Genomic DNA, 25,605 nt, shown 5'->3' on the forward strand with positions numbered 1-25,605 from the left:
AATTTAAAGAGGTCGCGCTACCGACTCTGCTATAGCTTTGGCTGTCATAGCTGGGATATTACCAACAACCGATACATCAAAGCTACCACCATTGTGAACATAGACCGTCGTCGCACCTGATGTTAAAGCACCACTTGCACGTTTACCGGGTAAGGGTCTTTGAATAAAAACAGATACTTCAACAAACCCATCTGAATATAAATAATAGTCAGCAAGTTCATTGTTTAAGTCGAGTTTATGACGGTCTGATTTTAACAGCTTAAAGCCATCAGGGAGCCAGCCAATTTTCCAATCATTCGCTGCGCCGTCGCTATCACTGGCAATATCATTCGTTGAAAGCACAGCAGGAAACTCACGGTTTTGCATTTCAACTAACATCGGCGCAGGTTGCTCTGTAACGCTAATATGAGTTAGTTGTAATTGCTCTAGCATCTCACCTTTGTGATTTACATAGGCTGATTTAAGTAACAACGAAGACTCTGTATCAAGCCAGATCCAATAGTTATATTTATATTCATCTTTAGATTCGATGCGCACTAACTGTGCAGAACGACCAGCAATACGACCTTTTCCGCCAAGAACAAAGTCATAATGAGCACTTAGTCTATCGATGTCTTTAAAAAGCACTTCGGGAATAGGGCCAGCTATAGAGTCTGTTTTGACTGAATAAGGCTCAGAATGCGGTTCAAAATAAGTAACTTGATCATCAACACGCACCATTTCAAGACCAGCACCGTTAAGCAAACTTAAATGCTCAAGTTCGATATCATTTTGTTTTGCATGTAACCATCGATACGGTTCCATCGCTTGGCCTTTTACAACTACAAACGATGCATCAAAATTGCGAGTATGAACGGCCGTAGCCATATCATGTAATAATGTTTTGGCGGGATTTTCGTCGCTAGCAATGGCAGGGGCCGTTAATACCAGCGACAAAATAAAAGTAAAAACTTTCATTTAATTAGTTTTTTTCCTCTTCTGCATTTTCTGCAGTTTGCGATTCTTCTAGAGAATATGCAACACGCGCTTGACGTTGATGTTCAAGAACTAATGCACCAATACGTTGCTGTTGTAATTCACGTAAACCTTGCTGAGCATTCTCTAACGCAGGTTGCTCAGATGAGTAGCTTACCGGAGAAGCCATACCGGTTAACGGTACTGTTTGTAAGGTTGGAATGTCATTTTGTGGTACTTCGGTGTTTTGTGGCAAAGTTTGTACGCCCACAATCGCAAACATAGCAACACTGGCAGCAATTGCCACTTGGGCAAATGGACGACGCCAATTAAATGCTACTACGTTATCTGTGCCTGTTGCCGCCACGATTTCTTCGCTTTTTGGTACCGTTGTTTTATTCGCGAAATCAGCGTATACAGGTTCTTGCTCAAGTGCTTCAGCCACTGCATCTGCAATGTCAAAGTTAAAAGCGTTATTATTTGCCTCAGCACGCATTACATCACCAATCATTGCGTAACGACCAAATGTAGACACATCGTCGTTTGTGATCGCTTGATCAGTTAATTGCTGCTCGCCGTCAAGTAACGCGGATAACTGCTCATTATCCAACTTGTTAACGTCTGCTTTTGTCATACTAAGACTCACCTATTAATGGATTCAATTTATTATCAATCGCCTCACGGGCACGGAAAATACGTGAACGTACCGTTCCCACAGGACAATCCATAACCACGGCTATTTCTTCATAGCTCATACCTTCAATTTCACGAAGGGTAATCGCGGTTTTAAGATCTTCAGGCAAACTATCAATCGTATTAAAAATTACAGCACGTACTTCGTCACTTAATAACAGGTTTTCTGGCGATGCGTTTGAACGCATAGCATCAGCACTGTCATAAAACTCTGCCTCTTCGGCATCAACATCGTTAGCTGGGGGCTTACGGCCCTGAGCAACTAAGTAATTTTTAGCACAATTTACGGCGATACGGTATAACCAAGTATAAAAGGCGCTATCCCCTCTAAAGTTAGGCAATGCACGGTAGGCTTTAATAAAGGCTTCTTGTGCGACATCAGCAACATCACCTTGGTTTGATACATAACGTGAAATCAAACCTGCAATTTTATTCTGATATTTTCTAACTAATAGGTTGAAGGCGTTTTTATCTCCTTGCTGGACCCTTTTAACTAGCGCTAAATCCAAATCCTGCTCGCTCATTCGAGCCGGTACTCCTCTGTTTGATTCTTGCTTGCTATTCATATACTCGCCATTGTTTACACAAACTCTGACTGCACCATGAATATAAAAGTTCAGTTTAAAATGATTTTTTTATAAAATAGCACGCAAATAAATTGAGTCATACCAATCTTATTACACGGAAATCCTAATAACTGCCTAAAAATCAACGGTTATCTATATTAAATTCACAATTCAAAACAGTTAACAATAAACTGTTTATATGACGATAAAACTAATAAGATTGGTATAACGTATTAAAATGACTAATAGTGTTAAAGCAAATATGGTACATATACGTATACCACATAAAAATTTATTTGCTCAAACTTTTGGCACTACTAGCCGAGCATTGTAACCGCAAAGACCACAGACATGAACCAAAATAAACATCACATTACTGATGTCGCTATCATTGGCAGCGGCGCCGCTGGCCTTTCTCTTGCTTTATCTCTAGCTAATCACTGTAAAGTGACAGTACTTAGTAAAGGAGCGTTAACCGAAGGTTCTACCTTATATGCTCAAGGTGGTATTGCAGCAGTATTTGACAAAAAGAATGACAGCATTGAATCTCATGTTGAAGACACGTTGGATGCAGGTGGCGGGTTATGTGACCGCGACGCAGTCCACTACACCGCTAGCAATGCTAAAAAGTGTTTAAAGTGGCTCATTGAACAAGGCGTGCCTTTTGATATGGAATTTGATTCAAAAGGTAAAGAACGTTTCCATTTAACCCGCGAAGGCGGTCACAGCCATCGTCGCATATTACATGCTGCTGATGCTACAGGTCGTGCAGTACAAACGACCTTAATTAGCCAAGTTCAAGCACACCCTAATATCACCCTATTAGAAAACTACAATGCCATTGATTTAATCACTGATAAAAGCCTAGCTAAAAAAGGCAAACATGTTCATGGCTTATATGTTTGGAACTGTGTCGATAAAAAAGTTGAAACAATTAAAGCAAAGTTCGTTTCACTTGCAACAGGTGGTGCAAGTAAAGTGTACTTATATACCTCTAACCCTGATGTATCCAGTGGTGATGGTATCGCTATGGCATGGCGCGCTGGGTGTCGTGTCGCTAATATGGAGTTTAATCAATTCCACCCAACTAGTTTATATCACCCAGAACTGCAAAACTTTTTAATCACAGAAGCAATGCGAGGTGAGGGAGCTTACTTAAAACGCCCTGACGGCACCCGCTTTATGAAAGATTTTGACGAACGCGGAGAACTTGCTCCTCGCGATATCGTTGCTCGCGCTATCGATTTTGAAATGAAACGCCTTGGCGCGAACTGTGTATACCTTGATATTAGTCATAAAGAAAAAGATTTTATCATTGAGCATTTCCCGACTATCTACGCAAAATGCTTAAGTGTTGGTCTCGACATTACCAAAGAAGCCATTCCGGTAGTACCCGCTGCACACTATACCTGCGGTGGTGTTATGACCGACTTCAATGGCCGCACAGATTTAGACAACCTTTATGCGGTTGGCGAAGTAGCTTACACAGGCTTACATGGTGCTAATCGCATGGCCAGTAACTCACTACTTGAATGTATTGTATTTGCTCATGCTGCCGCAAAGGATATTTTAAGCAAAATAGATTCAAGCCCAGCCCTTGAAGCTTTACCACTATGGGATGAAAGTCGTGTAACTAACTCAGACGAAGAAATTGTTATTACCCATAATTGGCATGAGCTAAGATTATTTATGTGGGATTACGTCGGTATTGTCCGTTCTACAAAACGCTTAGAGCGCGCGCTTCACCGAGTAGAGTTACTACAGCAAGAAATTCATGATTACTACGCTAACTTTAGGGTTACAAATAATTTGTTAGAACTTCGAAACTTAGTGCAGGTCGCAGAGCTTATTATTCGCAGCGCACTTGAGCGCAAAGAAAGCCGTGGCCTTCATTACACTATTGATTATCCTGAGCAAAACGAGAATCCCACACCAACAATTTTAACCCCTAAGACGGTTGCTGCACTGCAATAATCGCACGCTTTAACCGCGAATAACTCATTTCATCAACACTGGCTGCATTAATTATCAGCCAGTGTGATTTATAAAACCCCGCCAGCCTTAGCACTACAAAATTAGCAAACACATAACTTTTAGCCATTATCTGGCCTTGAATTTTAAGATTGTCGTTCACGAACCTAAGCTCTGCTTGCTCTAAAATAATAACGCCATTTTCAGGCTGCGCATGTTGGGCTTTTTTAAAACACAGAATGGCTAGAAAAAGACAAGCTAAACACGCCAAAAGCTGAGCAATAACATGCTGGTAAGCAAAGCATAATATGATGGCTATCAAGCAAAAAAAGACCACAAAGGGTTTGTGGTCTGTGGTGTTATTTGTAACGGTAAATCTATACACGAACTCGGTCTAAAATTAACGCGACCATACCGTTTAGCTCTGGGTCCTTACACTCTTCGTGACCCATAAACCATGCGAATAAATCAGGATCATCGCACTCAAGTAAGCGTTGAAAAACAGCTTGCTGTTCTTTTGATAGTGAGTCAAACGCTTCTTCAACGAATGGCATAAATAAAACATCTAGTTCTAACATACCGCGACGGCATGCCCAACGAATACGTTCTTTACTGTGAATTTCAGTCATTTTAAACCTCGTACTTATTTGTCTGCAGTTTACCAAATTGCTATCGAATAAACAGCTATTTAAATTGCTACCCTAACTAAGTTATCATTAGCGCTCATTCATATCGTAAAGAAGGTTTTTATGTCGACTGTTTACGCATGTCCTTTATCTTATTCACTTATCAGCCTGACAGGCAAAGATAAGTTATCTTACCTTCACGGACAAATCACGCAAGATATCAACAAGTTAAGCAATGATAACTTCCTTTGGGCTGGCCACTGTAATGCAAAAGGCAAACTTTGGGGTGTGTTTAGGTTGTTTTCTCACCTTGACAGCTATTACCTGGCAGGTTCAAAGCCTGAGGTAGAACAATCTCTAGTCGAGTTAAAAAAATATGCTGTATTTTCGCAAGTAGAAATTCAGCAATCTGAAAAACAGCTAATTGGCTTATTAGGTGATGACCTAACAGCGGCTTTAGAAACCTTAGCAATTACTTTTGATGATGAGCATAGCGCAGTCGATTTTGCTGACGGTAAAGCCCTCAAGCTTGCAAATAACCGCGTATTACTTATGGTCAATGATGAGTTTAGCTTACCTGATAACGTAATAGCGCTTGAAGATGACGCTCCATGGCAACAAGTAGCTATTGCTGCTGGTGAGCCATCATTAAATAGCGATGCTATTGGTGAATACGTACCGCAAATGGTTAACTTGCAAGCGTTCGGTGGTATCAGTTTCAGAAAAGGCTGCTACACAGGGCAAGAAACCGTAGCCCGTATGAAATACCTAGGCAAAAATAAACGTGCTATGTATATCGTGTCAGGCAAAGCTGAAGGCTTACTTGATGAGCTTGAGCTTGAAACACAAATGGGCGAAAACTGGCGCCGTGCCGGCAAGCTTATCAGCCAAAGTTATAATCAACAAACGCAAACCTTAATGGGTCTGGTTGTGCTTCCTAACGATAATGAAGCAGGCCAAATTTTGCGGGCAAAACACCTCCCTCAGGTAGAGTTATCAATTCAAGCTCTGCCTTACTCTCTCGAAGATGAATAAATAGGAATGACTATGATCGTAGCAGCAAACAAAGTGGTAAAAATGCATTATTCAGTATTGGATAATAACAAAAACACCATCGACAACTCTTTCGATGGTGAGCCACTAGTGTTCATCGTTGGCACAGGTTACTTAATTCCAGGCCTCGAAAATGCGCTATTAGGTAAAGAAGCAGGCGACACATTCAGCGTAACCGTTGAACCAGAGCAAGGCTATGGTGAGCGTCACGATGACCTAATGCAAGCAGTACCAAAATCAATGTTTGAAGGTATGGAAATTGAAGTTGGTATGCAGTTCCGCGCTACGACAGATGCTGGCGACCAATCAGTGATGATCATCGAAATTCAAGACGAAGACGTCATTGTAGATGGTAACCACCCTCTTTCAGGTATTACGCTACATTTTGATGTTGAAGTACTTGAAGTACGCGATGCAACTGAAGAAGAGTTAGCACATGGTCATGTGCACGGTGAAGGTGGTTGTGGTCACAGCCATTAAAATATAGACATAAAAAAAGCGCCTATGGCGCTTTTTTTATGTCTATATACTGCTGTCAAATAGCTGATCATTTACTCTGCTTCTGACGTAGCCTCTTTGCTAATTTCTGGTACAGCTTCGGTAATATGCAATTTAAGTGCAGCAAGTAAACCATCTTGGTCGTTGGTTCCTAAGCGATAGTGAGTACCGTCTTTCATTGCCAGTTCTACAGCACTGAATCCTGATACACTATAAACCCAACCATCATGAGTAATACGAAGGCCTATGCCATGTCGAAATGAGTTACTTACCGCTCGAACAGAATCAATCTCATCAAAAGCTACTGTTTTACCAAATACACCAGGTCCAAATGCCCAGCTTACGGTTTTATCGTTGACCTTGATGGTTAAACCATGGAATAAAAAGGCCACCAGCACCAAAATAGCGCTAAACACCATGAGCGGAATATCTGCACCAATTAAATTCCAAGCTAGGGCGATGAAGCCGCCAATCCAGCCTAATATAACAAAAATAAAAATAGCGTACTGCTTATGTTGATACATAGTGAGGTATTCTCTTAAAAGCTATAAACAAAGGTCGCACTCAGCTCAGAATCGTACTTAAGCTTATCTTCCTCTGGTTTTGAGTTATAGCGATACATATAGGTAAATTTGAGTGAAACATCACCCATGATTTTGCTGATCAATGAGGTTTCTGATTTTAAACGCGAGTTTAACCCTGACAACGATTGCTCATAACTAACGTCTTGATTAAAGCGAGTTCGCGCAGAGACCGTACGCTCCCACTGCAGCGCTAAACGAAGTAGATAACCCGTTTTTGTTTGATCTTCTTCTGTAGCCGTATCTTGATCAGCCACCGATCGATATAAACCAGGGCCAACATCGATATCGACTTTATTCTTACTGCCTTGATAAATGCGATTACCGTAACCAGTCGCTACTGTGCTCTTAAACTCAAGACCACTAAATTTATCTCGCTCGTAGTCACCATAAATGAAAAACGACTCATTTTTCACATTTAACTTATAGTTGCCTTGGCCTGATACAAATATTCGATCAGCTGAGACTTCTTCATCACCGGTTTCTTCATTGCGGTCACGTTTGTATAAAGTATCGAGCTTAAATTGGTTGCGCCATTTTTCAAAATCTTGGTAGAGATTACCTTTGAGTTTGAAACTAGTTGAGTTAGTATTGCCACGACTTACCATAAAGCCAAACTCCATATCTCCATACAGCAACTCGCCTTTATGAATTTTATGAATTTCTTCTTCTGATAATTGTCCGTATTCATGAAAGTCTTCAAACGGATCAACAGCAAAAGCCTGCCAACTGCATACGAGCAGGGCGGGCAAAATAATTCGTTTTATTGAATTAAAACAACTAAAAGTAGAGTCAAACATCGGCTGGAGAGTTATTCGCTATCTTTCCATAGGATGTGGCAAAACGGTGCATCTTTGTCTCGGCTAATTAATATTTTCGCAAATAAAATATCTTGATTGTCGAATTCAAGCCCTACTAAGACTTGCACAAACAGCTCAGGTTCAATTTCTAGTGCAACAAAATCTTGCCACTGCTCGTCAGGCTCACCTTCTTCAATAAAGCCAAGCTCTTCTCTGTGCTCGTTAAAATAAGCAATATCTTGCTCGCTTAAGTTATCAGGCGCTAACTCTAAAAAGATATCATAAGCCTGATGAGTTACTTCTTCTTCACTGTATAAGCGTGGACCAGCCATTCCTTAAACCTCTGCACATGTGTATCGCTTTGAATTCGGCTATGATAACAAACCTCTTTTGAGTTTTACCAAAAAAAAAGCCAGGTTACCCTGACTTTTTTGTAATTTTAAGAATTTTTACTCTGAACTCGCTGTGCCTTTTATTTTTTCACGCATTGATTGCACTAATGTATAAAATAGCGGAACTAACAAGGTGCCAAAGATGGTTGCAGCTAGCATCCCAAATAACACGGTAATACCGAGCGATATACGACTACCTGCCCCTGCGCCACTTGCAAACACCAGCGGTAATACACCAAGCACAAACGAGAGTGCCGTCATTAATACAGCCCTAAAGCGTAATCTTGCAGCGTTAAGAGCCGCTTCAAAAATACTTTTACCTGCCGCGCGCTCTTCCATAGCAAATTCAACAATTAAAATAGCGGTCTTGGTGGATAGACCAATCAGGAGCACTAAACCAACCTGCGCATAGATGTTGTTTTCCATACCAATCACATATAGCGCAAGCATGGCGCCAAATAACGCCAGCGGTACCGCTGCAATTACCGAGAACGGAATTGTCCAACTTTCGTATTGCGCTACTAAGAATAGATAAACAAACACCACCGCTAAGCCAAACAAGATGGGCGCCATATTTCCGGCTTCAATCTCTTGTTTCGATTGCCCAGCCCACTCATAGACATAGCCCGTTGGTAGCTGCTCAGCCAACTCTTGCATTGCTTTAATAGCATCACCACTGGCATAACCCGCTGCTGGCTGTCCGCTAATACTGGCGCTGCGATATAAATTAAAATGGGTCAAACTTGTTGGACCAAGAATTGGCTCAAGTTTAGCTAAAGTGGTGAGCGGCACCATTGCCCCCTCATCATTTCGTACATAGTAGTACTGCAAGTCTGCAGGGTTTTGACGAAAACGGCTTTCCGCCTGCATGATAACGCGGTAAGTACGGCTAAATTGGTTAAAGTCATTAATGTATAACGACCCTAATTGCGCCTGTAAAGTTAAGAAAATATCACTAAGCGCTACCCCTTGAGCTTTTGCCTTATTACGGTCAATTTCAAGAAAATACTGTGGAACGTTCGCTCTAAATGTACTGTAAACATTAGAAAGCTCTGGACGCTGGTTGGCTTCATAAATCAGGCCATTTAACACTTGTGCAAGCTCAGCAGGCTCACGCCCTTCGCTGTCTTGTAATCTAAACTCAAAGCCAGCACTCGTGCCAAGACCCGGTATTGAAGGAGGATTAAATGCCATGATTTGCGCATCTGGCATAGCCCAAAACTGACCCATTAAACGCGTCAGTACCGCGCGTAATCCAAGCTCCGGACTTGTACGCTCTTCCCAATCTTTGAGCACGACGATACCCAAAGCATTATTAGAACCTGCACCACCTAGTAATGAAAAGCCAGATACCGCAATAAAATCGGTTGCGGCAGGTTCATTTTTCACTATATCACCCAGTTTGTGCATCACTTCTTTAGTACGACCGCTTGCTGCGGCATCAGGTAATTGCACATCAACAAAAAGAAATCCTTGGTCTTCTGCTGGAACAAAGCCCGTAGGAACTGTTTTCACCAACCACCCTGCCGCAGCAAAAATAACCACTGCAAACAGCGCCATTCTTGCTGTGCGTTTTAAGATAAATTGAATAACCTTACTGTAGCCACTGGTCGAGCGAGTAATAATATTTTCGAAAGGCGCTAACCATTTAATCGGCTTCATGGCCTTTTCATTTAACAATAAAGCACACAAAGCAGGGCTTAATGTCAGTGCGTTTAAAGAAGAAATGAGTACCGCAAACGAAATAGTCACCGAGAACTGTTTATAAAGCTCCCCTGTTATTCCGGGCATAAAGCCAACAGGCACAAACACCGCAAGCAATACTAAGGTCGTTGCCACTATTGGCCCCGATACCTGCTCCATCGCTTTTGTGACCGCTTCTTTAATTGGCAATTTTTCTTCTTTAAGTATTCGCTCAACGTTTTCAATTACAATAATGGCATCATCCACAACAATACCTATTGCAAGGACTAAACCGAATAAAGTGATCAAGTTGATGGAGTAATCCATCATCATCATAAACGCGAAAGTCCCCACTAACGATACTGGAATAGCAACCGTTGGAATAAGCGTAGCGCGCCAATTTTGTAAGAATAAAAACACGACTAAAATAACCAAGCCGACCGCTTGAACAAGAGTAATAACCACTTCGTCAATAGAACGATTGATGAACTCTGTTGTGTCGTAAGGGATTGAGTACTCAACACCATCCGGTAGCTGTTTAGCAAGCTCTGCCATACGTGCTTTTACATCAGCAGCAACTTGAGTCGCATTCGCTTCTGTCAGCTGATAAATAACAATAAACGCAGTGTCTTGCTGGTTTAGCTTTGCTGTTGTACTGTAACTTGCTGCACCTAATTCAATACGTGCAATATCGTTTAAGCGTACAAAGTTGCCATCTTTGCTTGAGCGAATAATGGTTTGACCAAATTCTTCAGGGGTTTTTAAGCGCCCTTTAGCTTGAATTGAATATTCAAACTGCTGACTCGGTTCAGAAGGCGCAGCACCAAGCTTACCCGCAGCGACTATAGTATTTTGCTCTTGCAACGCAGCTCGAACCTCTGACACCGTTAATCCAAGTGATGCCATCCGATCAGGGCGTAACCACAAGCGCATAGAATAAGTTTGCTCGCCCATTACTTCAGCAGATGCAACTCCATTAATACGCCCTAATGGCTCTGTTAAATAGTTTGTCGCATAATTACTCAAGAAAATTGCGTCGATATTTTCTTGGTTCGAATATAAGTTAATACCCAGTAGCATCGAGCTCGATTTTTTCTTAACCGACACACCTTGGCGTTTCACCTCTTCAGGTAAGCCTGCTTCAGCGAGTGCGACGCGGTTTTGTACGTTAACTTGGGCTATATCTGTGTCTGTTCCGACCTTAAAGTACACGGTTATATTAGCCGTACCGTTATTAGAAGATGTTGATTCGATATACATCATATCTTCAACACCATTAACCTGCTCTTCTATGGGCCTGATCACCGACTCTTCAACTATTTGTGCACTTGCACCTGGGTAACTGGCACTAATTTGAACTTGCGGAGGTGTAATTTGCGGGTACATATTCACTGGCAACAATGCCATTGAAATTAAACCCGCAATAGTAATAACAATCGATATTACCAAGGCAAACTTTGGGCGAGATATAAAAGTTTTACTGATCATATCTCAATCCTAAGAGTTAGCTTTGCTAGAAATAGTGCCAGTTGTCTCATCGACGTTTTTTTCAACCGCTTTCACTTCAACACCTTGGCGAACTTTTTGTAAACCTTCGATTATGACTTTTTCACCAGCTTCTAAGCCTGACTCAACCACCCACATAGCATTAATGCGACGACCAAGTTTGACGATACGCATAGCAACTTTATTTTCATCATCAACAACAAGTACAAACTTACCTTGCTGGTTTTCTTGTACCGCTACTTGTGGAATTAATGCCAGCTCCTGTTTATTGGTACTTTCAACGATTAAGGTAACAAATAAGCCAGGCATAACTATGCCATCAGGGTTATCAAATTCAGCTCTAAGCTCAACCGTACCTGTGTTTCGATTAATTTTAGTATCTGCGAAATCCAGTACACCTTTGTCAGGAAATGTCGAGTTATTCGGTAAACGCAAAGTTAAGTCAATGGGCACATCACGAGGGTCTTTATCTGAAGGTGCTTGATGTTGCTGGCGATAAGAGATGTAATCTGCTTCTTCAACCTGAAAGCTCACGTAAATTGGGTCAACATCGGTAAGCTCTGCGAGTTCATTTGATGATGGACCAACAATATTGCCAACATCATAATTTACTTTACCAATACGCCCTGCAAACGGTGCACGAATATCAGTATAACTTAAATTAAGCTTTGCTTTTTCAAGCTCTGCCTCAGCCGCTTTGACAGCTGCAGCCGTTTGCTCAAAGTTAGTAGTGAGTTTATCGAGGTCTGATTGTGAAATAAAACCTTGTGCGGCCACATCTCTTCCGCGCTTTAAATCACGTTCAGCAGCATCCGCTGCAGCAATTTTACTTTTCAGGTCAGCTTCAACTTCTGCGACCGTTGAGCGATATTCAGATGGGTCAATCCTTAGTAAAAGCTGATCTTTTTCAACAGACGAGCCTTCATTAAAGTGACGTTCTATTAATTCCCCCTCAACTCGGGCTCTAATTGCGACCTCTTGGAATGCTTCAGTACGCGCAACAAATTCTCGGTAATTACCAACTTCTTGTGTGACGACATTAAATACTGATACGGCCGGTGGCGGCGTAGCTTGTTGTTGTGCTTTATCATCTGAACAGCCAACCATTGTGGTTGTTAAAGCTACTGAAAAAGCAGCAAAAGCCAAAGAACGAGATGATTGTTTAGTTATGCGAGCTGTGTTGCGCATCAGCATATTTTTACTCCTTGTAGCGCGACTTAAAGCTAAGTCTAGTCGTGTCATGGGATTTTGTGAAAGTATCTAACTATTCACAAAACCAAACTAGCTATGAACTAGCATCTTTGTTTTAAAAATATACATCAATTTGTAACTAAATATATGACAAGGTTACCCATTTTTGGAAAATATAGTGATTCCTTGCGACACATCAGCAATTCTTTACTTAGTTGTAATTAACTCGTAAGCTCTAGCAAACAGGTCAGAGGAGTTACCATGATAAAACTAGAAATAAAACAACAAGTCGCATGGGTTAGCCTTGTTCGTCCCGAGAAACAAAATGCACTAAGTTTTGCTATGTTTGTTGAGCTTTCAAACGTAATAAAAAAAATTAAACGCGATCGCAATTTACGCGCTGTCGTTATATCTGGCGAAGGTGGACACTTTTGCTCTGGGCTAGATGTTGCTGCGGTGATGAAAAAGCCGAGTAATATCGTCAAACTCTTATTCAAATGGTTACCAGGAAACCAAAACCTAGCGCAGAAAGTCGTGTTAGGTTGGCAAGATTTAAGTATTCCAGTGATTGCTAAAATTAACGGACATTGCTTTGGTGGCGGCATGCAAATCGCACTCGGTGCTGATTACCGCATCGTCGATAAAAATGCCAAATTAGCCATCATGGAAGCGCGTTGGGGCCTTTGCCCAGATATGGGGGCTAACGTGGTACTTGCTGGCTTGATGAAACGCGACCAAGCTCTTTGGTTGGCAAGTCATGCAGGCCCTATCTCGGCTGAAGACGCAAAAGAATATGGCTTAGTTACGCAACTAACTGATGACATTGATAAACAAACAGACGCTGTACTCGAAACACTGATGGCCCGCTCGCCGGATACCCTTGCTGCAATTAAACGAATTACTCAGCAAAGCTATCGCTCACAGCAGCGCAAAATTCTCGCTAAAGAAACATGGAGTCAAATTCGTTTACTGATGAACCCTAATACCAAAAAGGCTATTGCGAAGGCGAAAGGCGCTGAAGACATCAAATTTAATAATGCAAAATCATGGTAAGCTAAAGTCGCATAGTACAACTGACAAGGGTATGATGTAGTTGTACTTTATTCGCAATCATCCTGACTCATGAAATACCTCATCAGTAGTATCATTATTCTTGGCTGTTTAGCCGTTGCTAAATATTTGACGGCTTTGCTTGAAAGCTCTTTCCCTGCCCCATTGCTAGGTATGGTGTTACTGCTTGTATTACTGTTAACGGGCCTAGTGAAAGAACAACACTTAAAACCGACAGCCAGCCCTTTACTTAATTATATGCCGTTATTTTTCATCCCAGCTGGGGTTGGCATTATTGAGCACCTAGGTTTAATTACACAGAATTGGCCTTTATTACTGACTATTTTTTTTGTAGTGCCACTGACCAGTGTTTTACTAATAGGCTCTGTTATTGCTTACTTTAAAGGACGTGAAAATGACAGTTAGTTTATGGTGGCTAAGCGTTCCTTTTATTATTGCTCTTTTCTTAGTGTTACGCTTTTTGAACTCTAAAGCACACCATGCCATTCCCAAAGCACTTAGCAACCCTGTGTGCTGGGCAATTGTCTTAATTGCGGCGCTGTTAGTGATATTTAAACTCCCTTATGCACCTTTTGCCGAACACAGTAAAATTTTAAGTTGGTTACTTGAGCCTGCGATTGTGGCTTTAGCTTTACCGCTTTATCAGCAATTTATACATGTAAAAAAGAACCTACTATTAATTCTTATAAGTTGTAGTTTAGGGGTATTCAATGCGACGCTGGTAGCATCGCTAATATGCTATATTTTTGACGCACCCACGCAGTTAAGTGCATCACTTGCCAGCTTGTCAGTAACGACACCGATCACTTTATTAGTGACAGAATCACTGGGGGGCATTCCCTCTTTGGCCGCAGCAATGGTGATCTTTATTGGCGTATTAGGGGCTATTTTTGGTAATTTGATTTTCTCGCTGATAAATATTCGCAACGCTCAAGCAAAAGGCGTTGCCATTGGCACTGCATGTCACGCCATTGGTACAGCGTCATTGATTGCTGATCAGCCAAAAGTTGGCGCCTTTGCCTCTGTAGCTATGGCATTAAGCGCACTACTAAGCGCTATTATAGTGCCAATACTCTATCCTGTTATTCAGCATATTCTGGTATAGTCAACGCTCGCAGTAACCTTGTTAGGAAAACACATGATTGACTCAGAAATACAACAAGTCGAAAAATACTACAATCTGATAATGGAATATTTAGTCACCTATAGCATGCAAATTGTAGGTGCCATCTTAATTCTATTTTTTGGCTTATGGATTGCGCAAAAAGTATCGAATATGGTGGCTGGCCTCATGCAGCGTCATAATATCGATATCACCCTCACCAACTTTGTCAGTAATGTCATAAAAGTATTGCTGATCATCATGTTCTTAGTTATTGCCCTTGGTAAAATAGGCATTAGCGTCACTCCTTTTGTGGCAGCGATTGGTGCCGCATCATTAGGTGCAGGTTTAGCAATGCAAGGCATGCTCTCAAACTACGGCGCTGGTCTTGCGATCATTGCAACAAGGCCATTTGTCGTTGGCGATACTATCGAAGTGAAAGGAGTAAGCGGACAAGTTAAAACCATTGAGCTTGGCCACACGATTCTTATTAACGAAGAAAAAGTCGAAATCACCATTCCTAACAAACATATTGTTGGCGAGATTTTACATAACTCGTTTAGCTATTCACTAGTCAAAGGCGAAATAGACATAGCTTATGATGCAAATGCTGACCTAGCTATTGAGCTTATCGAAAAAGTCTTAAACGATCATGAGCTAGTTAGTGACTCTCCTCACGCACAAGTAGGTATTGAGCGCTTTGCACAAAGCGGTGTTACCTTGAGCTATCGCTTTTGGGTGCCAACCACCAAAATTATAGAGACTAAATTAGCGGTTAACCGCAATGTATTTAAAGCAATTCAGGGGGCGGATATCGAAATTCCTTTCCCACAACGGATTGTTACCCTGAATCAAAATTCCGAAAAAGGCGCTTAATAGCCTTTTTACTAGTTCGACGACAGAGATTGTGTTTGTTTAAAACATTGTAGTACAATTTAAATGATAACAATTACTATCATCAATTAACGTCGAGCTATTTTTACCATGAGTAAACGTCTTTGGTTCCAACTACATGGTTGGTTTTCGCTCCCTTTGTGGGTGCTATTTTGCTTTATCTGTATCACAGGTACTGTGTCTGTGATAAGCCATGAGCTTACTTGGCTCACTAACAGTGAAGCACGTGCAAACAACCCAAATGACTTACCAGCACTAGGTGTTGATCAAGTTATTAGTAGCGTTGAAAAAGCCTACCCTACAGCTGATGTGATGAGTGTTCTCACTTATGAGCCTTATCTGGTGAATGCTGTTATTTTCACCGATACTGACAAACCTTATGCTGTGGCCTACGTCAATCAATATACAGGCGAAGTACAAGCTGTTAATGACACGATCTCTTTTATTGAATTTATGCGTACCCTACACGGCTGGCTATTCTTCCCTTGGCAAGAAGGTTACAGCGTAGGTTACTACCTAGTCAGCGCCATGGCTTTTGTCATTTTAGGTGCGCTAGTAACAGGCTTAGTGATTTATAAAAACTTTTGGCGCGCATTTAGTCAGCCAAAACTACGTTTTAACCAAGGTAAAAAAACCTTTCTAAAAGATTTACATACCCTAAGTGGCGTTTGGTCAATTTGGTTTATGGCTGTGATGGCTTTGACTGGCCTGTGGTATTTAGTACAAGCCATCATGTGGCATAACGAAATAGACATAGAAGAGCACGCACCGCTAGTGGCTGTGTCAGCCTTACCTGCAGATAAACAAACACCGCCTACAGACTTAAAAGCGGCATTAGCGATTACCAAAGAGAAATACCCAGATTTCAAAGCAAGCTATGTGATGCTCCCTGAGCATAACCGTGGCATGTTTAACATCATGGGAAGTGGCGATACTATTTTCTATGATAACTACGCCTACTCAACATCAGTCAATCCATGGACTGGTGAAATTGCAGTAAGCAAAAGCCCTGAGACGATGAACGCTTTACAAACCCTGTCGCATATCGCTGATCCACTGCATTACGGTAATATTGGCGGTCTTTGGACAAAAGTTATTTGGTTTATTTTTGGTTTAATTTTAAGTGGAATGTCAATCACAGGTTTTATGATGTATGCCGCTAAATTAGTTAATAGCAAACCGGTAAAAGCGCGCCAAGCTGCGCCAGTAAATAATGTTCAGGAGGCAAACTAATGGCTCGTTTACAAGCAACTTGGTGGCAACGTAAAAAGTACATTTTGCATGCTGTAATACTAGCTTTGCCTGTATGGTTTATTTATCAATCATTAAATCCCCAGTTTCCTGCTCTTTGGCAAGAGCAACAAGCGGGTGAATTTAAAATCGCGCCGATGCCGCTCAATGAAGATGCTCCTTACTCACACCACAATGAATACGTAAAAGATTTTTTTATTGCTTTTAATCAAGGTGACATCAGCAATATCCGTCAGGCTTACCTAAATATTGGTAAAGCGCCTTTGTCACTGACTGAGTTTGCCAAAGATGAAGAAGGCATAATGCATGGTACAAATCATGGTCAGCATGCCCATGCTATTGCCCCAAAAACCATCTCAGCAGACGATAAACTGTGGATCACCATTCAAACTTGGCAAGGTCAACTACATACCCTGAAATGGGATATTCCCAGTCAGTTTATTACTCAATAACATCCGAAAAGCCACTCACTGAGTGGTTTTTTTGTATCTCTTTAAAACACTTTCGCCCCCTCTAAAACAGTTGAAAGTAAATTTTTTGTTAATTATTCCCACTAAAACCTTTACAAAGGTAATAATATAATAAAGTATTATAAATAGTTTTAATCTGCACCACTGCTATTAATTGATTGGTGTTGATCAAAACTCATCCAAGGAGCAGAACACACAAGGAAAGCTCAATAACAATGATTTGGAGACACAATGATACTTTCAAAAAAAGCGCTCGCTGCGCTTAGCTTTGCATCAACACTGATACTTCCCTGTGCCTATGCGATTGATAATGGCGTATACACGATTAAATCAAAGTACAGTGCTAAGTTTGTTGAAGTTGCCAGCGCACAAACCAATGATGGTGCGAATGTCAGTCAATGGGCTAACACTAATCACGATACTCAGCGCTGGTTAATTACCAACATAGGTGGCAGCAACTATTCGGTTATTAATCTAAATAGTGGTAAAGCCCTCGAAGTGTTTGACTTCTCAACTGCCGATGGTGGCAATGTTGTGCAATATGAATACGCTAATCTTGCCAGTCAACATTGGCAAATTAATGATGAAGGTAGCGGCTACTACAGCTTCATAAATGATCACAGTGGTAAAGCACTCGACTTATATGCTTTTGATGGCAACGATGGAGCGAATATTAGCCAGTGGAGCTACAACGGCAGCGATGCGCAGCAATGGCAACTAACCAAGCTTGCTAATGTTGAATCAACACCATTTGATCCATCAACGACAAATGGCACTGCAGATCACTGGCCACTTACAGGTAATTTAGTCACCCACGATCCAACCCTTGGCTATGAAAATGGCACCTGGTGGGTTTTTCAAACGGGCCCAGGTATCTACGGTAAGTATTCAAGCAACGGTGTAGATTGGAATGATGCGCAACCGATTTTCTCAAATGGTTTAAGCTGGTGGAGTAACTACGTGCCAGATCATGATGGAATTGATGTCTGGGCGCCTGAATTAAAAAGCTACAATGGCCGCAGCTGGCTTTATTATTCTATTTCGACCTTTGGTTCACGTGTTAGTGCTATTGGCCTTACTTCTGCAAGTAGTGTGGCAACAGGTGATTGGCGTGATGATGGTTTAGTAATCAATACCACCAATAACAATAATTACAACGCCATCGACCCAGATCTTGTAGTGGCAAAAGATGGTGCACCATGGCTTGCCTTTGGCTCATGGAATTCGGGCATTAAACTCACACGTATTAACCCGATGACCATGAAACCATTTGGCCAAATCTATTCGTTAGCTAGTCGCTCAGGTGGGATCGAAGCACCTACCATAGTGTATCGCCAGGGCTACTACTATTTGTTTGTTTCGGTTGGCAAATGCTGTGATGGTACCAATAGTACATACCGCATTGCTTACGGTCGCTCTACTGACATTCGTGGTCCATATCTAGATAAAAATGGCATCAACATGTTAGCCAGCGGCGGCAGCATTCTTGATGCGGGTAATAGCCAATGGGTAGGCCCAGGAGGACAAGACATTTTAAATACCGATGTGATTGTTCGTCATGCCTATGATGCAGGTGATAATGGCACGCCAAAATTGCTCATAAGCACCCTTAATTGGGATGCTAATGGCTGGCCTAAATACTAGTTCTCCCCATTAAGCGCGTGCAAGCGCGCTTTTTATAATCTATCTAATATACTGCGAATAAAGTCAGAGTTGAGTATCTGAGTCACTGCCCCACTACACCATAAGTAGGCGCGTTGTATGGGATAACCTTTAAAAATCCAACGCTTACGAACATGATTAAAGTCGTGTAAATAATCAGCCTTCGTTTGTGGTAATGAATCATTGGCTAACTTCTGCCACGCTTTATAAACCCCACTCATATCAGCACCACGCATAAAACGCTGTAACCAACGCGGAAAGCGTGCAAAGCGAATCGCTGACTGAAAATCAATAATGTAAGGCTTACCGTCTTTTGAACAAATCACATTTCCCAAATTACGTAAATCCAGATGCACCACGCCGCGGCGGTGCATTTTTGCAACTAAACGCTCAAACTCTTTAAAGAAATCACTCGGTAAATGCTGCTGTTGCAAGGCAAGCTGGCGAAGTGGCGTGCCTTCTATAAAATCGTAAACAATGGCAATAGATGACAAACGACAAAAGTTATCGACCACTCCGTCTAAGTCTTGCAGGCGTGCCAGCCCCTTGTACTCCTGATTGATAAAAAGCGGCGCGATAGTTTTTCTCACCCACCATGGGCTGTGCTGAAAGTCTTTAATAATTAAATCAAATTTCGCATCTTTGTAACGATAAACAATGGCATTGGCAAAGCGGCCTGTATGAACAACCGACAAACCTTCTGGGTTAAATTGATGAGCTGGAAATTGCGCGTGAAGCTGCGCGAGCAAAGATGATTCAAACATAACAACCCGGACTTGTTAAAATTAAATGCCTAGGCAACTATATTATCAAAATGCTCTAACAGCGACAATGTACCGCTTAGAGAAATTTATGCTTTTAAATTATGAATTGCTCTAAACAGCAAGCTTGCGAGTTGCTTTTGCTCATCATCAGAGAAGCCTGTAAGTGCTTTGCGATAGATATCATTTACGGTTGGTAAAATTTCAGGATAGAGTTGTTGGCCCTTTTTTGTGAGGCATAAAAGAGTTGAACGGCGATCTTCAACTGACTGCTTTTTAGCAACCAAGCCCTTGTCTTCTAAACGAGAAAGTAACCGACTCATAGCGCCACGGTCATACATCATGTGCTCACAAAGCTCAGCCAAGGTATTTACCTTACCACGCGCAAGTAGCACAACTACAATATATTGGGCCGACGTTAGCTCTTTATCCTCTAAAGCATCATCAAGGTGAGTAACGAGGTTTGAACGTAAATAAGAGACTAAGCGACCTAAGTCTTGCACGGGATCTAAATCTTCAATACAGCACTGGCCAATTGATGCAGGTTCTTTCATATTTCCTCTAAAACGATTAATAGCAATTCATAGACAGTTAAGCGGCAAAATAATTCAATCCTATTAGATTGCTTCTACGACTATGAATAGTGTAGCGTGAGTAAGCGTAAAAACTGTCGGGGGGCGTTATGCTAACTAAGCAACATATTATCAAGTATTTATCTCTTTCAATACTGCTACTTTTTTGTTGGCTAGAGCATTATAACCATTTCATCATGCGCTTTATCGACAGCGCCCTTGTGCAATCAACACTTGTCTATGCTTCATCTCGAACAGTCAATGCTGCTATATCGCTGTTGCAATCAGCCGAAGTGGGCATTGGTATTGCCAGTATTCAACCTGCACAGCTTCTTGACCCAGTAAATGACTTAGCAGAATACATGTCGGATGCCATGCGCCTTGCAATAGGCTCGTTATTCTTACAGCGCATTTTATACACCATTTCTTCTGGAGTTATTTTTAGCGGTGTATTTACAGTTTCAGTTGTCGCTTACTTTATTTGTGAATGGCGTAATTATTTGCCTAACGTACGTCATAAGATTATGGCAAGCTTGATTTTAATTCGCTTTTTAGTACCTGCGGTGGTGCTTACAACAGGCCTCGTTAGCCAGATATTCTTAGATGAGCAAATAAACCAGCAAAGTGAAATTGTGAGCGAAAAAGTAGAGACTGTTAATAGCAGTGCAAATAATGCCTCTGCCCTATCGGCTAAGCTAAAAGCAGAGGTCGATAGTGAAAAACAAACCATCTTCGACAAGTTATCGCTATTAAATGAGCAGCAAATTAAAAACCACCAGCGAGCCACTGAGCTCAAAGGTGATTTGGCAGAGATCGAAACACAAATAGAAGCGATTCAAGCAACCCGCAGCTTGTCTGAAAGACTCACTTTTACTGAGCTTGAACAAGCCAAGCCACTACTTGATAAAAAGCAGCAATTAACAAAGCAATTTAATGCTGTACTCGCGCAACAAAGAGCGCTTAACCTAGACAAAGACGCCTTAAACGAACAACTAGAAAACCTTAACGCATCACTCAATCAAAACCAATCGTCGCAGGTGAGTAAAATTATTGATACCGTTACCTCTGGCATTAGCAACATGGTGGCTGCCGTCGAAGACTTATTTATCGACTTTTTGAATATCTTGTCACTGCTGATTTTAAAGCTGTTGCTAATGCCGCTAATATTTTTATTCCTATTTAACAAAGCCTTTAAGGCTATTTGGCAGCGCCGCTTTATGGATGTACTAATGCAAACAAAGCAATTGGCTGTTAATCGCTGATATTTCAGCTAAAGTTATAAACCTAACTCGTTTTTAAAGGATATAAGTATGACTGAGCAACGCCATAACCACATTCCCCAAGAAGCTTTCGATTGGTACGATGAATACGCCCATGGCTTAATGGATCGCCGCACCTTTATGAAAAAGCTTGGTGGCTTAGCAGCCCTTGGTTATTCAATGGCAATGCTAAGTAGCGCTTTACTGCCAAACTACGCATTAGCTGAGCAAGTATCCTTTAATGACCCTGATATTAAAGCCAGCTATAAAACCTTTGATTCGTTTAAAGGTCATGGCGAAGGAAAAGGTTATTTAGTCGAACCCGCTAATTTAACCGGTAAGCACCCATTAGTCTTAGTGATCCACGAAAACAGAGGCTTAAACCCTTATATTAAAGATGTTGCTCGTCGCCTTGCCAAAGCCGGTTTTATTGCCTTTGCGCCAGATGCATTACACCCTCTTGGTGGCTACCCTGGCAACGATGATGAAGGGCGTGCAATGCAGCGCTCTATGGATAAACAAAAAATCCAACAAGATTTTATCGCCGCAGCTGAATATATAAAAAGACACCCAAATAGTAATGGCAAACTCGGTGCGGTAGGCTTTTGCTTTGGTGGTTATATGGTCAACTACCTAGCAGCAGTTGATAGCAAACTAATTAATGCAGGCGTACCCTATTACGGCACACCCGCAGTCAAAGAGCTCAGACAAAACATCAAAGCCCCTCTACTAGTGCATTTAGCTGAGTTTGATAACCGCGTTAATGCAACATGGCCAGAATACGAGAGCGACTTAAAAGCCCATCAAGTGCCTTACACTATGCATATGTATGAACAAGCAAATCATGGTTTTCATAACGACTCCACATCGCGTTATGATGAAAAGCAGGCAGAGCTTTCATGGCAACGCACATTGGCGTTTTTCAATGAGCAATTGATTTAAACAGAGCAATTTCATACACTCTCGAAAAAATTTTAGGCTAGAAAAGAGATGGAATCGCAAGTCAGTTATCGCTTTGACTCACAGCAAACCGCCAATCGGTTTTTAAACAAGCTTAAACATTGGTCAGTGGCTAAAGTCACTGCGACACTTTGCCAAGGTGGTTATGGCGTGAAAATACGTTACGAAGTCGATACGAGTGACTTTGATTACACCCTTGCTGAGCTTGATGATTTAGCGATGCAGCACGAAGGCGAAGAGATTTAATCCTCATCCATTAAGATACTCTAAGCATAAAAAACGGCTAACCAAGGTTAGCCGTTTCGTTTATTAAAGCAGAGCTTATAAATCAAAGCTGCGTGAAATAGACGCTACAATTCGCTCATCTGCGGTATCCCAGTCAAGGCTGGTGTTTTCGCCAGCAAGCTCGAAATCAAAACCTGCAAAGCTTGTTTGATAAGCTAAACGATAATGATTGTATGATTTATCGTTGCCATCCCAGGCAAACTTATTACCATCGAGAGAATTAGAAATATCAAAGCTGGCACGAATTGCATGATTTGGTGCAATTTCAAAGGTATGGGCAACCATAGAAATCACATGCCCTGCATCGGTACCAAAGTAATCCCAAGCGTACCAAAAGTTAAGTTCTGTGAAACCTAGGCTATTGGTATAGCCAAACTTTGCATAAGTCTCAAAATAGTTACCGTCGCTTGAGTAATCTTCACCATGGTATGAATAGTAAGCAATACCATAATCAACACTAAGGGCGTCGTTTATCTCAACATAATTACCGAAATACGCATCCCACTCAATGTCAGTACCATCGCCAAAATCTACATTTGAAGCCCAAGTCCCCACATACATACCTGAATCCGCAAAGGCATAATCTAAGCTGCCTTGAATCGCTGGATCATTCATGGTTTGGCTCACACCGTTAAAGGTGTAATCTGACGCCAATGTAACCGTAGCCGATAAGTCAGCCATTGCTGATGTCGATAGTAATGCCAATGGCAACGCTGCCGCTAATACTGTTTGTCTTGTTGTCATGTTGGTTTCCTAAACTTAATGCAGTTATGTTTAGCATCATTCTCAATTACAGATAAAACATCATTTTTGGGATGCACTTAAATTACATCACCGCACAAATAAAATTTTACTCAGTCTAAATTTAAGCCAATGTCATTGATACGAACTAAATTTATCATCATTAAGTTTAGGTTATTTATATGAAAAAGGATCGTAGAAAAGTAGCCTAATTCAAAATTGATGGATTCATTCGTGGTATTTACGAATAACCGCTATCTTGCCATCTTCTATTTCGAGCACATCCATAATGGTTTGCGTGTATTCAATTTCTTGCTGGTTTTGTGGGTGTATACCTTTAGCGTGATGGGTATAACGTAAGGCAATGGCCGAATCATTAAAAATAAAGGTATCGAGTAAGTTTGCTTGATATTCAGTGTGCGCCCCAAGGTAAAAAGTCATGCCTTTGCGCATCATGGCTTTACCATCTGGTTCTCTTGAATCATCAGTTTGATAAGGTAAATGCTGGTTTGCTACGTCGTCAGTTAATAAAGCTAAAAAGGCTTCTAACTCTTTTTTGGTGGCATTAGGTGCTTGTGTTGCAACCATGGTATTGAAGTACTGCTGTGCTAATGCTGTCAGCTCTGGGTTAGCTTGCTTTGCATGGCTGCTAAATGCGCTTAGCAAACAAATAGCCAGAAAATAAAGGTGCTTCATCGTTATTCCTTGTGGTTTTAGTTATTGACTAAGAATCAAATTACGAACCTAAAATAACGACAACCCCCCTAACTATCAATAGTTTATTTTTAAGCTGTTTGTGGCTTTATAAGCGCTCGTTTATCTAAATAACCGCTGTATCTTGTTGCAATTAACGCCGCTAAACTAATAATAGCGCCAATCCAAGCAGTGTCTTGTAATGAGTAGTTTTCAACGACAACGCCTCCTAACACTGAACCTAGCGCAATACCGATATTAAACGCTGCAATGTTTAACCCAGAGGCCACATCAACGGCATTGGGTGTGAATTTTTCAGCAAGTTTAACCACATAAACTTGCAGCCCAGGAACATTACCAAATGCAAATGCACCCCATACGAGTATGGTTAGTACCGCTGCTACTTTAGATTGCATGGTAAAGGTCAGTACTAATAGCACAATACTTAAAGCACTAAAGATAATAGTAAGCGCACTAATCGGGCCCTTTTTATCGGCTAACTTACCACCGTATATATTCCCAACAGCAACCGATACCCCGTAAACCAGCATGATTAAGCTAATGGTGGCAGATGCAAAACCAGTTTGCTGCTCTAAAATAGGCGCTAAATAAGTGAAGGCAGTAAATGTCCCACCATAACCAAGTATGGTCATCAAATACACCAGTAAAAGCCTAGGTTGCACCATTACCTTTAATTGCTCACCCAACGTGGCTGCTTTACTTTGCTTTAAGTTGCTTGGAATTAAAAATGCACTGCCAATAAGTGCTATTAAACCCAACAAAGACACCACTAAAAAGGTCGCTCGCCAGCCAAAATGTTGACCAATCCAAGTCCCTAATGGCACACCAGTTACTAATGCAACCGTTAAACCAGTAAACATAATCGCGATAGCACTGGCTTCTTTATCTTTACTGACAAGCCCGGTAGCGATGGTTGAACCAATCGAGAAAAATACCCCATGAGCAAGGCCTGTTAGAACCCTTGCGGTGATCAAACTACCATAACTAGGTGCTTGCCAAGCCAGTAAGTTACCGATAACAAAAAGACTCATTAAACTAAGTAATACATGTTTTCGATTCCAGCGCCCGGTAAGCGCAGTTAGTACTGGCGCCCCCACCGCAACCCCTAATGCATACAAGCTAACAAGTAACCCAGCACTCGGTAACGAAACCATCAAATCATCAGCGATAGTTGGTACTAAGCCGACAATCACAAACTCAGTGGTGCCTATGGCAAACGCACTGAGAGTTAACGCAAGTAATGCTATTGGCATCACATATCCTCTATTAATTTTTGAAAGTGCGGCTATTGTGGCTAAAATTAAATTTGCAAAAAATAGCGATAGTGACAAAATACTTTTGTCAAAAAT

Annotated in this window: 28 protein-coding genes; 13 read left to right on the top strand and 15 right to left on the bottom strand. The window is 41.4% G+C overall.

Annotation, left to right across the window (positions count from 1 at the left end):
• Nucleotides 1-3: 3 nt before the first annotated feature.
• From EVU92_RS16515 to rpoE, 3 genes are read right to left on the bottom strand one after another with little or no spacing between them, the layout of a single operon-like run.
• Complete coding sequence (locus tag EVU92_RS16515; RefSeq protein WP_130052141.1) at nt 4-957, bottom strand: MucB/RseB C-terminal domain-containing protein; 954 nt, start codon at nt 955-957, stop codon at nt 4-6.
• Between the two features lie 4 nt (nt 958-961).
• Nucleotides 962-1,588: an RseA family anti-sigma factor gene (locus EVU92_RS16520; protein WP_130052142.1), complete on the bottom strand. Its 627-nt coding sequence runs from the start codon at nt 1,586-1,588 to the stop codon at nt 962-964.
• A 1-nt stretch (nt 1,589) separates the two neighbouring features.
• Entirely contained in the window at nt 1,590-2,171 is a 582-nt protein-coding gene (gene rpoE / locus EVU92_RS16525; RefSeq protein ID WP_036969086.1) for an RNA polymerase sigma factor RpoE, read from the bottom strand.
• A gap of 393 nt (nt 2,172-2,564) precedes the next feature.
• On the opposite strand from rpoE, the gene nadB reads away from it, so the two are divergent.
• A complete protein-coding gene (gene nadB / locus EVU92_RS16530) occupies nt 2,565-4,187 on the top strand; it encodes an L-aspartate oxidase (protein ID WP_130052143.1) in 1,623 nt (540 codons plus the stop codon).
• On the opposite strand, the gene EVU92_RS16535 is transcribed toward nadB, so the two are convergent.
• Nucleotides 4,162-4,569, bottom strand: coding sequence for a protein YgfX (locus EVU92_RS16535; RefSeq protein ID WP_346654651.1), 408 nt, complete (start codon nt 4,567-4,569; stop codon nt 4,162-4,164). The two genes, nadB and EVU92_RS16535, sit on opposite strands and share 26 nt — an antisense overlap.
• A complete protein-coding gene (locus EVU92_RS16540) occupies nt 4,562-4,813 on the bottom strand; it encodes a succinate dehydrogenase assembly factor 2 (RefSeq protein WP_054562257.1) in 252 nt (83 codons plus the stop codon). The genes EVU92_RS16535 and EVU92_RS16540 overlap by 8 nt, the downstream gene beginning before the upstream one ends.
• Before the next feature lie 120 nt (nt 4,814-4,933).
• Here EVU92_RS16540 and ygfZ point away from each other — a divergent pair, with 120 nt between their 5' ends.
• Together ygfZ and EVU92_RS16550 are read left to right on the top strand one after the other, a co-directional pair.
• Nucleotides 4,934-5,845, top strand: coding sequence for a tRNA-modifying protein YgfZ (gene ygfZ / locus EVU92_RS16545; RefSeq protein WP_130052145.1), 912 nt, complete (start codon nt 4,934-4,936; stop codon nt 5,843-5,845).
• A gap of 12 nt (nt 5,846-5,857) precedes the next feature.
• Nucleotides 5,858-6,343 (top strand): peptidylprolyl isomerase, encoded by a 486-nt coding sequence (locus EVU92_RS16550; RefSeq protein ID WP_130052146.1) that lies wholly within the window; start codon nt 5,858-5,860, stop codon nt 6,341-6,343.
• A gap of 71 nt (nt 6,344-6,414) precedes the next feature.
• Here EVU92_RS16550 and EVU92_RS16555 read toward each other — a convergent pair whose 3' ends face one another.
• The 5 genes from EVU92_RS16555 to EVU92_RS16575 form a co-directional block, all read right to left on the bottom strand.
• Nucleotides 6,415-6,885 carry a hypothetical protein gene (locus EVU92_RS16555; protein WP_130052147.1) on the bottom strand — a complete coding sequence of 157 codons (471 nt, stop codon included), beginning with the start codon at nt 6,883-6,885 and terminating at the stop codon, nt 6,415-6,417.
• Nucleotides 6,886-6,899: 14 nt separating this feature from the next.
• Nucleotides 6,900-7,709, bottom strand: a complete 810-nt coding sequence (locus EVU92_RS16560; protein WP_130052321.1) for a DUF481 domain-containing protein — start codon at nt 7,707-7,709, stop codon at nt 6,900-6,902.
• Nucleotides 7,710-7,753: 44 nt separating this feature from the next.
• A complete protein-coding gene (locus tag EVU92_RS16565; RefSeq protein WP_130052148.1) occupies nt 7,754-8,074 on the bottom strand; it encodes an HI1450 family dsDNA-mimic protein in 321 nt (106 codons plus the stop codon).
• 117 nt (nt 8,075-8,191) lie between these two features.
• Nucleotides 8,192-11,305 carry a multidrug efflux RND transporter permease subunit gene (locus EVU92_RS16570; protein ID WP_130052149.1) on the bottom strand — a complete coding sequence of 1,038 codons (3,114 nt, stop codon included), beginning with the start codon at nt 11,303-11,305 and terminating at the stop codon, nt 8,192-8,194.
• Between the two features lie 9 nt (nt 11,306-11,314).
• Complete coding sequence (locus tag EVU92_RS16575; RefSeq protein WP_240701327.1) at nt 11,315-12,517, bottom strand: efflux RND transporter periplasmic adaptor subunit; 1,203 nt, start codon at nt 12,515-12,517, stop codon at nt 11,315-11,317.
• A 258-nt stretch (nt 12,518-12,775) separates the two neighbouring features.
• Here EVU92_RS16575 and EVU92_RS16580 point away from each other — a divergent pair, with 258 nt between their 5' ends.
• The 7 genes from EVU92_RS16580 (at nt 12,776) to EVU92_RS16610 (ending at nt 18,946) form a co-directional block, all read left to right on the top strand.
• Nucleotides 12,776-13,567 (top strand): crotonase/enoyl-CoA hydratase family protein, encoded by a 792-nt coding sequence (locus tag EVU92_RS16580; protein WP_130052150.1) that lies wholly within the window; start codon nt 12,776-12,778, stop codon nt 13,565-13,567.
• A 69-nt stretch (nt 13,568-13,636) separates the two neighbouring features.
• Nucleotides 13,637-13,990: a CidA/LrgA family protein gene (locus EVU92_RS16585; protein ID WP_130052151.1), complete on the top strand. Its 354-nt coding sequence runs from the start codon at nt 13,637-13,639 to the stop codon at nt 13,988-13,990.
• A complete protein-coding gene (locus EVU92_RS16590) occupies nt 13,980-14,690 on the top strand; it encodes an LrgB family protein (protein ID WP_130052152.1) in 711 nt (236 codons plus the stop codon). Before EVU92_RS16585 ends, EVU92_RS16590 begins: the two co-directional genes overlap by 11 nt.
• A 33-nt stretch (nt 14,691-14,723) precedes the next feature.
• A complete protein-coding gene (locus EVU92_RS16595; RefSeq protein ID WP_130052153.1) occupies nt 14,724-15,563 on the top strand; it encodes a mechanosensitive ion channel family protein in 840 nt (279 codons plus the stop codon).
• A gap of 99 nt (nt 15,564-15,662) precedes the next feature.
• The gene (locus tag EVU92_RS16600; protein WP_130052154.1) at nt 15,663-16,814 is read left to right on the top strand and encodes a PepSY-associated TM helix domain-containing protein; all 1,152 of its coding nucleotides are present in this window, start codon (nt 15,663-15,665) and stop codon (nt 16,812-16,814) included.
• Nucleotides 16,814-17,284 (top strand): hypothetical protein, encoded by a 471-nt coding sequence (locus tag EVU92_RS16605; RefSeq protein ID WP_130052155.1) that lies wholly within the window; start codon nt 16,814-16,816, stop codon nt 17,282-17,284. Before EVU92_RS16600 ends, EVU92_RS16605 begins: the two co-directional genes overlap by 1 nt.
• A gap of 249 nt (nt 17,285-17,533) precedes the next feature.
• A complete protein-coding gene (locus EVU92_RS16610) occupies nt 17,534-18,946 on the top strand; it encodes a family 43 glycosylhydrolase (protein ID WP_130052156.1) in 1,413 nt (470 codons plus the stop codon).
• 32 nt (nt 18,947-18,978) lie between these two features.
• Here the strand turns inward: EVU92_RS16610 and EVU92_RS16615 are convergent, their stop codons facing one another.
• Both EVU92_RS16615 and EVU92_RS16620 read right to left on the bottom strand, forming a co-directional pair.
• Nucleotides 18,979-19,728 (bottom strand): RIO1 family regulatory kinase/ATPase, encoded by a 750-nt coding sequence (locus EVU92_RS16615; RefSeq protein WP_130052157.1) that lies wholly within the window; start codon nt 19,726-19,728, stop codon nt 18,979-18,981.
• Nucleotides 19,729-19,814: 86 nt separating this feature from the next.
• A complete protein-coding gene (locus EVU92_RS16620) occupies nt 19,815-20,279 on the bottom strand; it encodes a MarR family transcriptional regulator (RefSeq protein ID WP_130052158.1) in 465 nt (154 codons plus the stop codon).
• 128 nt (nt 20,280-20,407) lie between these two features.
• Between EVU92_RS16620 and EVU92_RS16625 the strand changes: the two genes are divergently transcribed.
• From EVU92_RS16625 to EVU92_RS16635, 3 genes are read left to right on the top strand one after another with little or no spacing between them, the layout of a single operon-like run.
• Nucleotides 20,408-21,559: a hypothetical protein gene (locus EVU92_RS16625; RefSeq protein WP_130052159.1), complete on the top strand. Its 1,152-nt coding sequence runs from the start codon at nt 20,408-20,410 to the stop codon at nt 21,557-21,559.
• A gap of 48 nt (nt 21,560-21,607) precedes the next feature.
• A complete protein-coding gene (locus EVU92_RS16630; protein WP_130052160.1) occupies nt 21,608-22,498 on the top strand; it encodes a dienelactone hydrolase family protein in 891 nt (296 codons plus the stop codon).
• Nucleotides 22,499-22,546: 48 nt separating this feature from the next.
• On the top strand, nt 22,547-22,762 hold the full coding sequence (locus tag EVU92_RS16635; protein WP_130052161.1) for a hypothetical protein: 216 nt from the start codon (nt 22,547-22,549) through the stop codon (nt 22,760-22,762).
• Nucleotides 22,763-22,837: 75 nt separating this feature from the next.
• On the opposite strand, the gene EVU92_RS16640 is transcribed toward EVU92_RS16635, so the two are convergent.
• From EVU92_RS16640 to EVU92_RS16650, 3 genes are all read right to left on the bottom strand, one after another.
• On the bottom strand, nt 22,838-23,545 hold the full coding sequence (locus tag EVU92_RS16640) for a TorF family putative porin (protein WP_130052162.1): 708 nt from the start codon (nt 23,543-23,545) through the stop codon (nt 22,838-22,840).
• Nucleotides 23,546-23,770: 225 nt separating this feature from the next.
• Complete coding sequence (locus tag EVU92_RS16645) at nt 23,771-24,238, bottom strand: nuclear transport factor 2 family protein (protein WP_130052163.1); 468 nt, start codon at nt 24,236-24,238, stop codon at nt 23,771-23,773.
• Between the two features lie 89 nt (nt 24,239-24,327).
• Entirely contained in the window at nt 24,328-25,509 is a 1,182-nt protein-coding gene (locus EVU92_RS16650) for an MFS transporter (RefSeq protein ID WP_130052164.1), read from the bottom strand.
• Between the last annotated feature and the right edge of the window lie 96 nt (nt 25,510-25,605).

It is taken from the genome of Pseudoalteromonas sp. MEBiC 03485 (assembly GCF_004195145.1).
GTDB classification, from domain to species: Bacteria; Pseudomonadota; Gammaproteobacteria; order Enterobacterales; family Alteromonadaceae; genus Pseudoalteromonas; species Pseudoalteromonas apostichopi.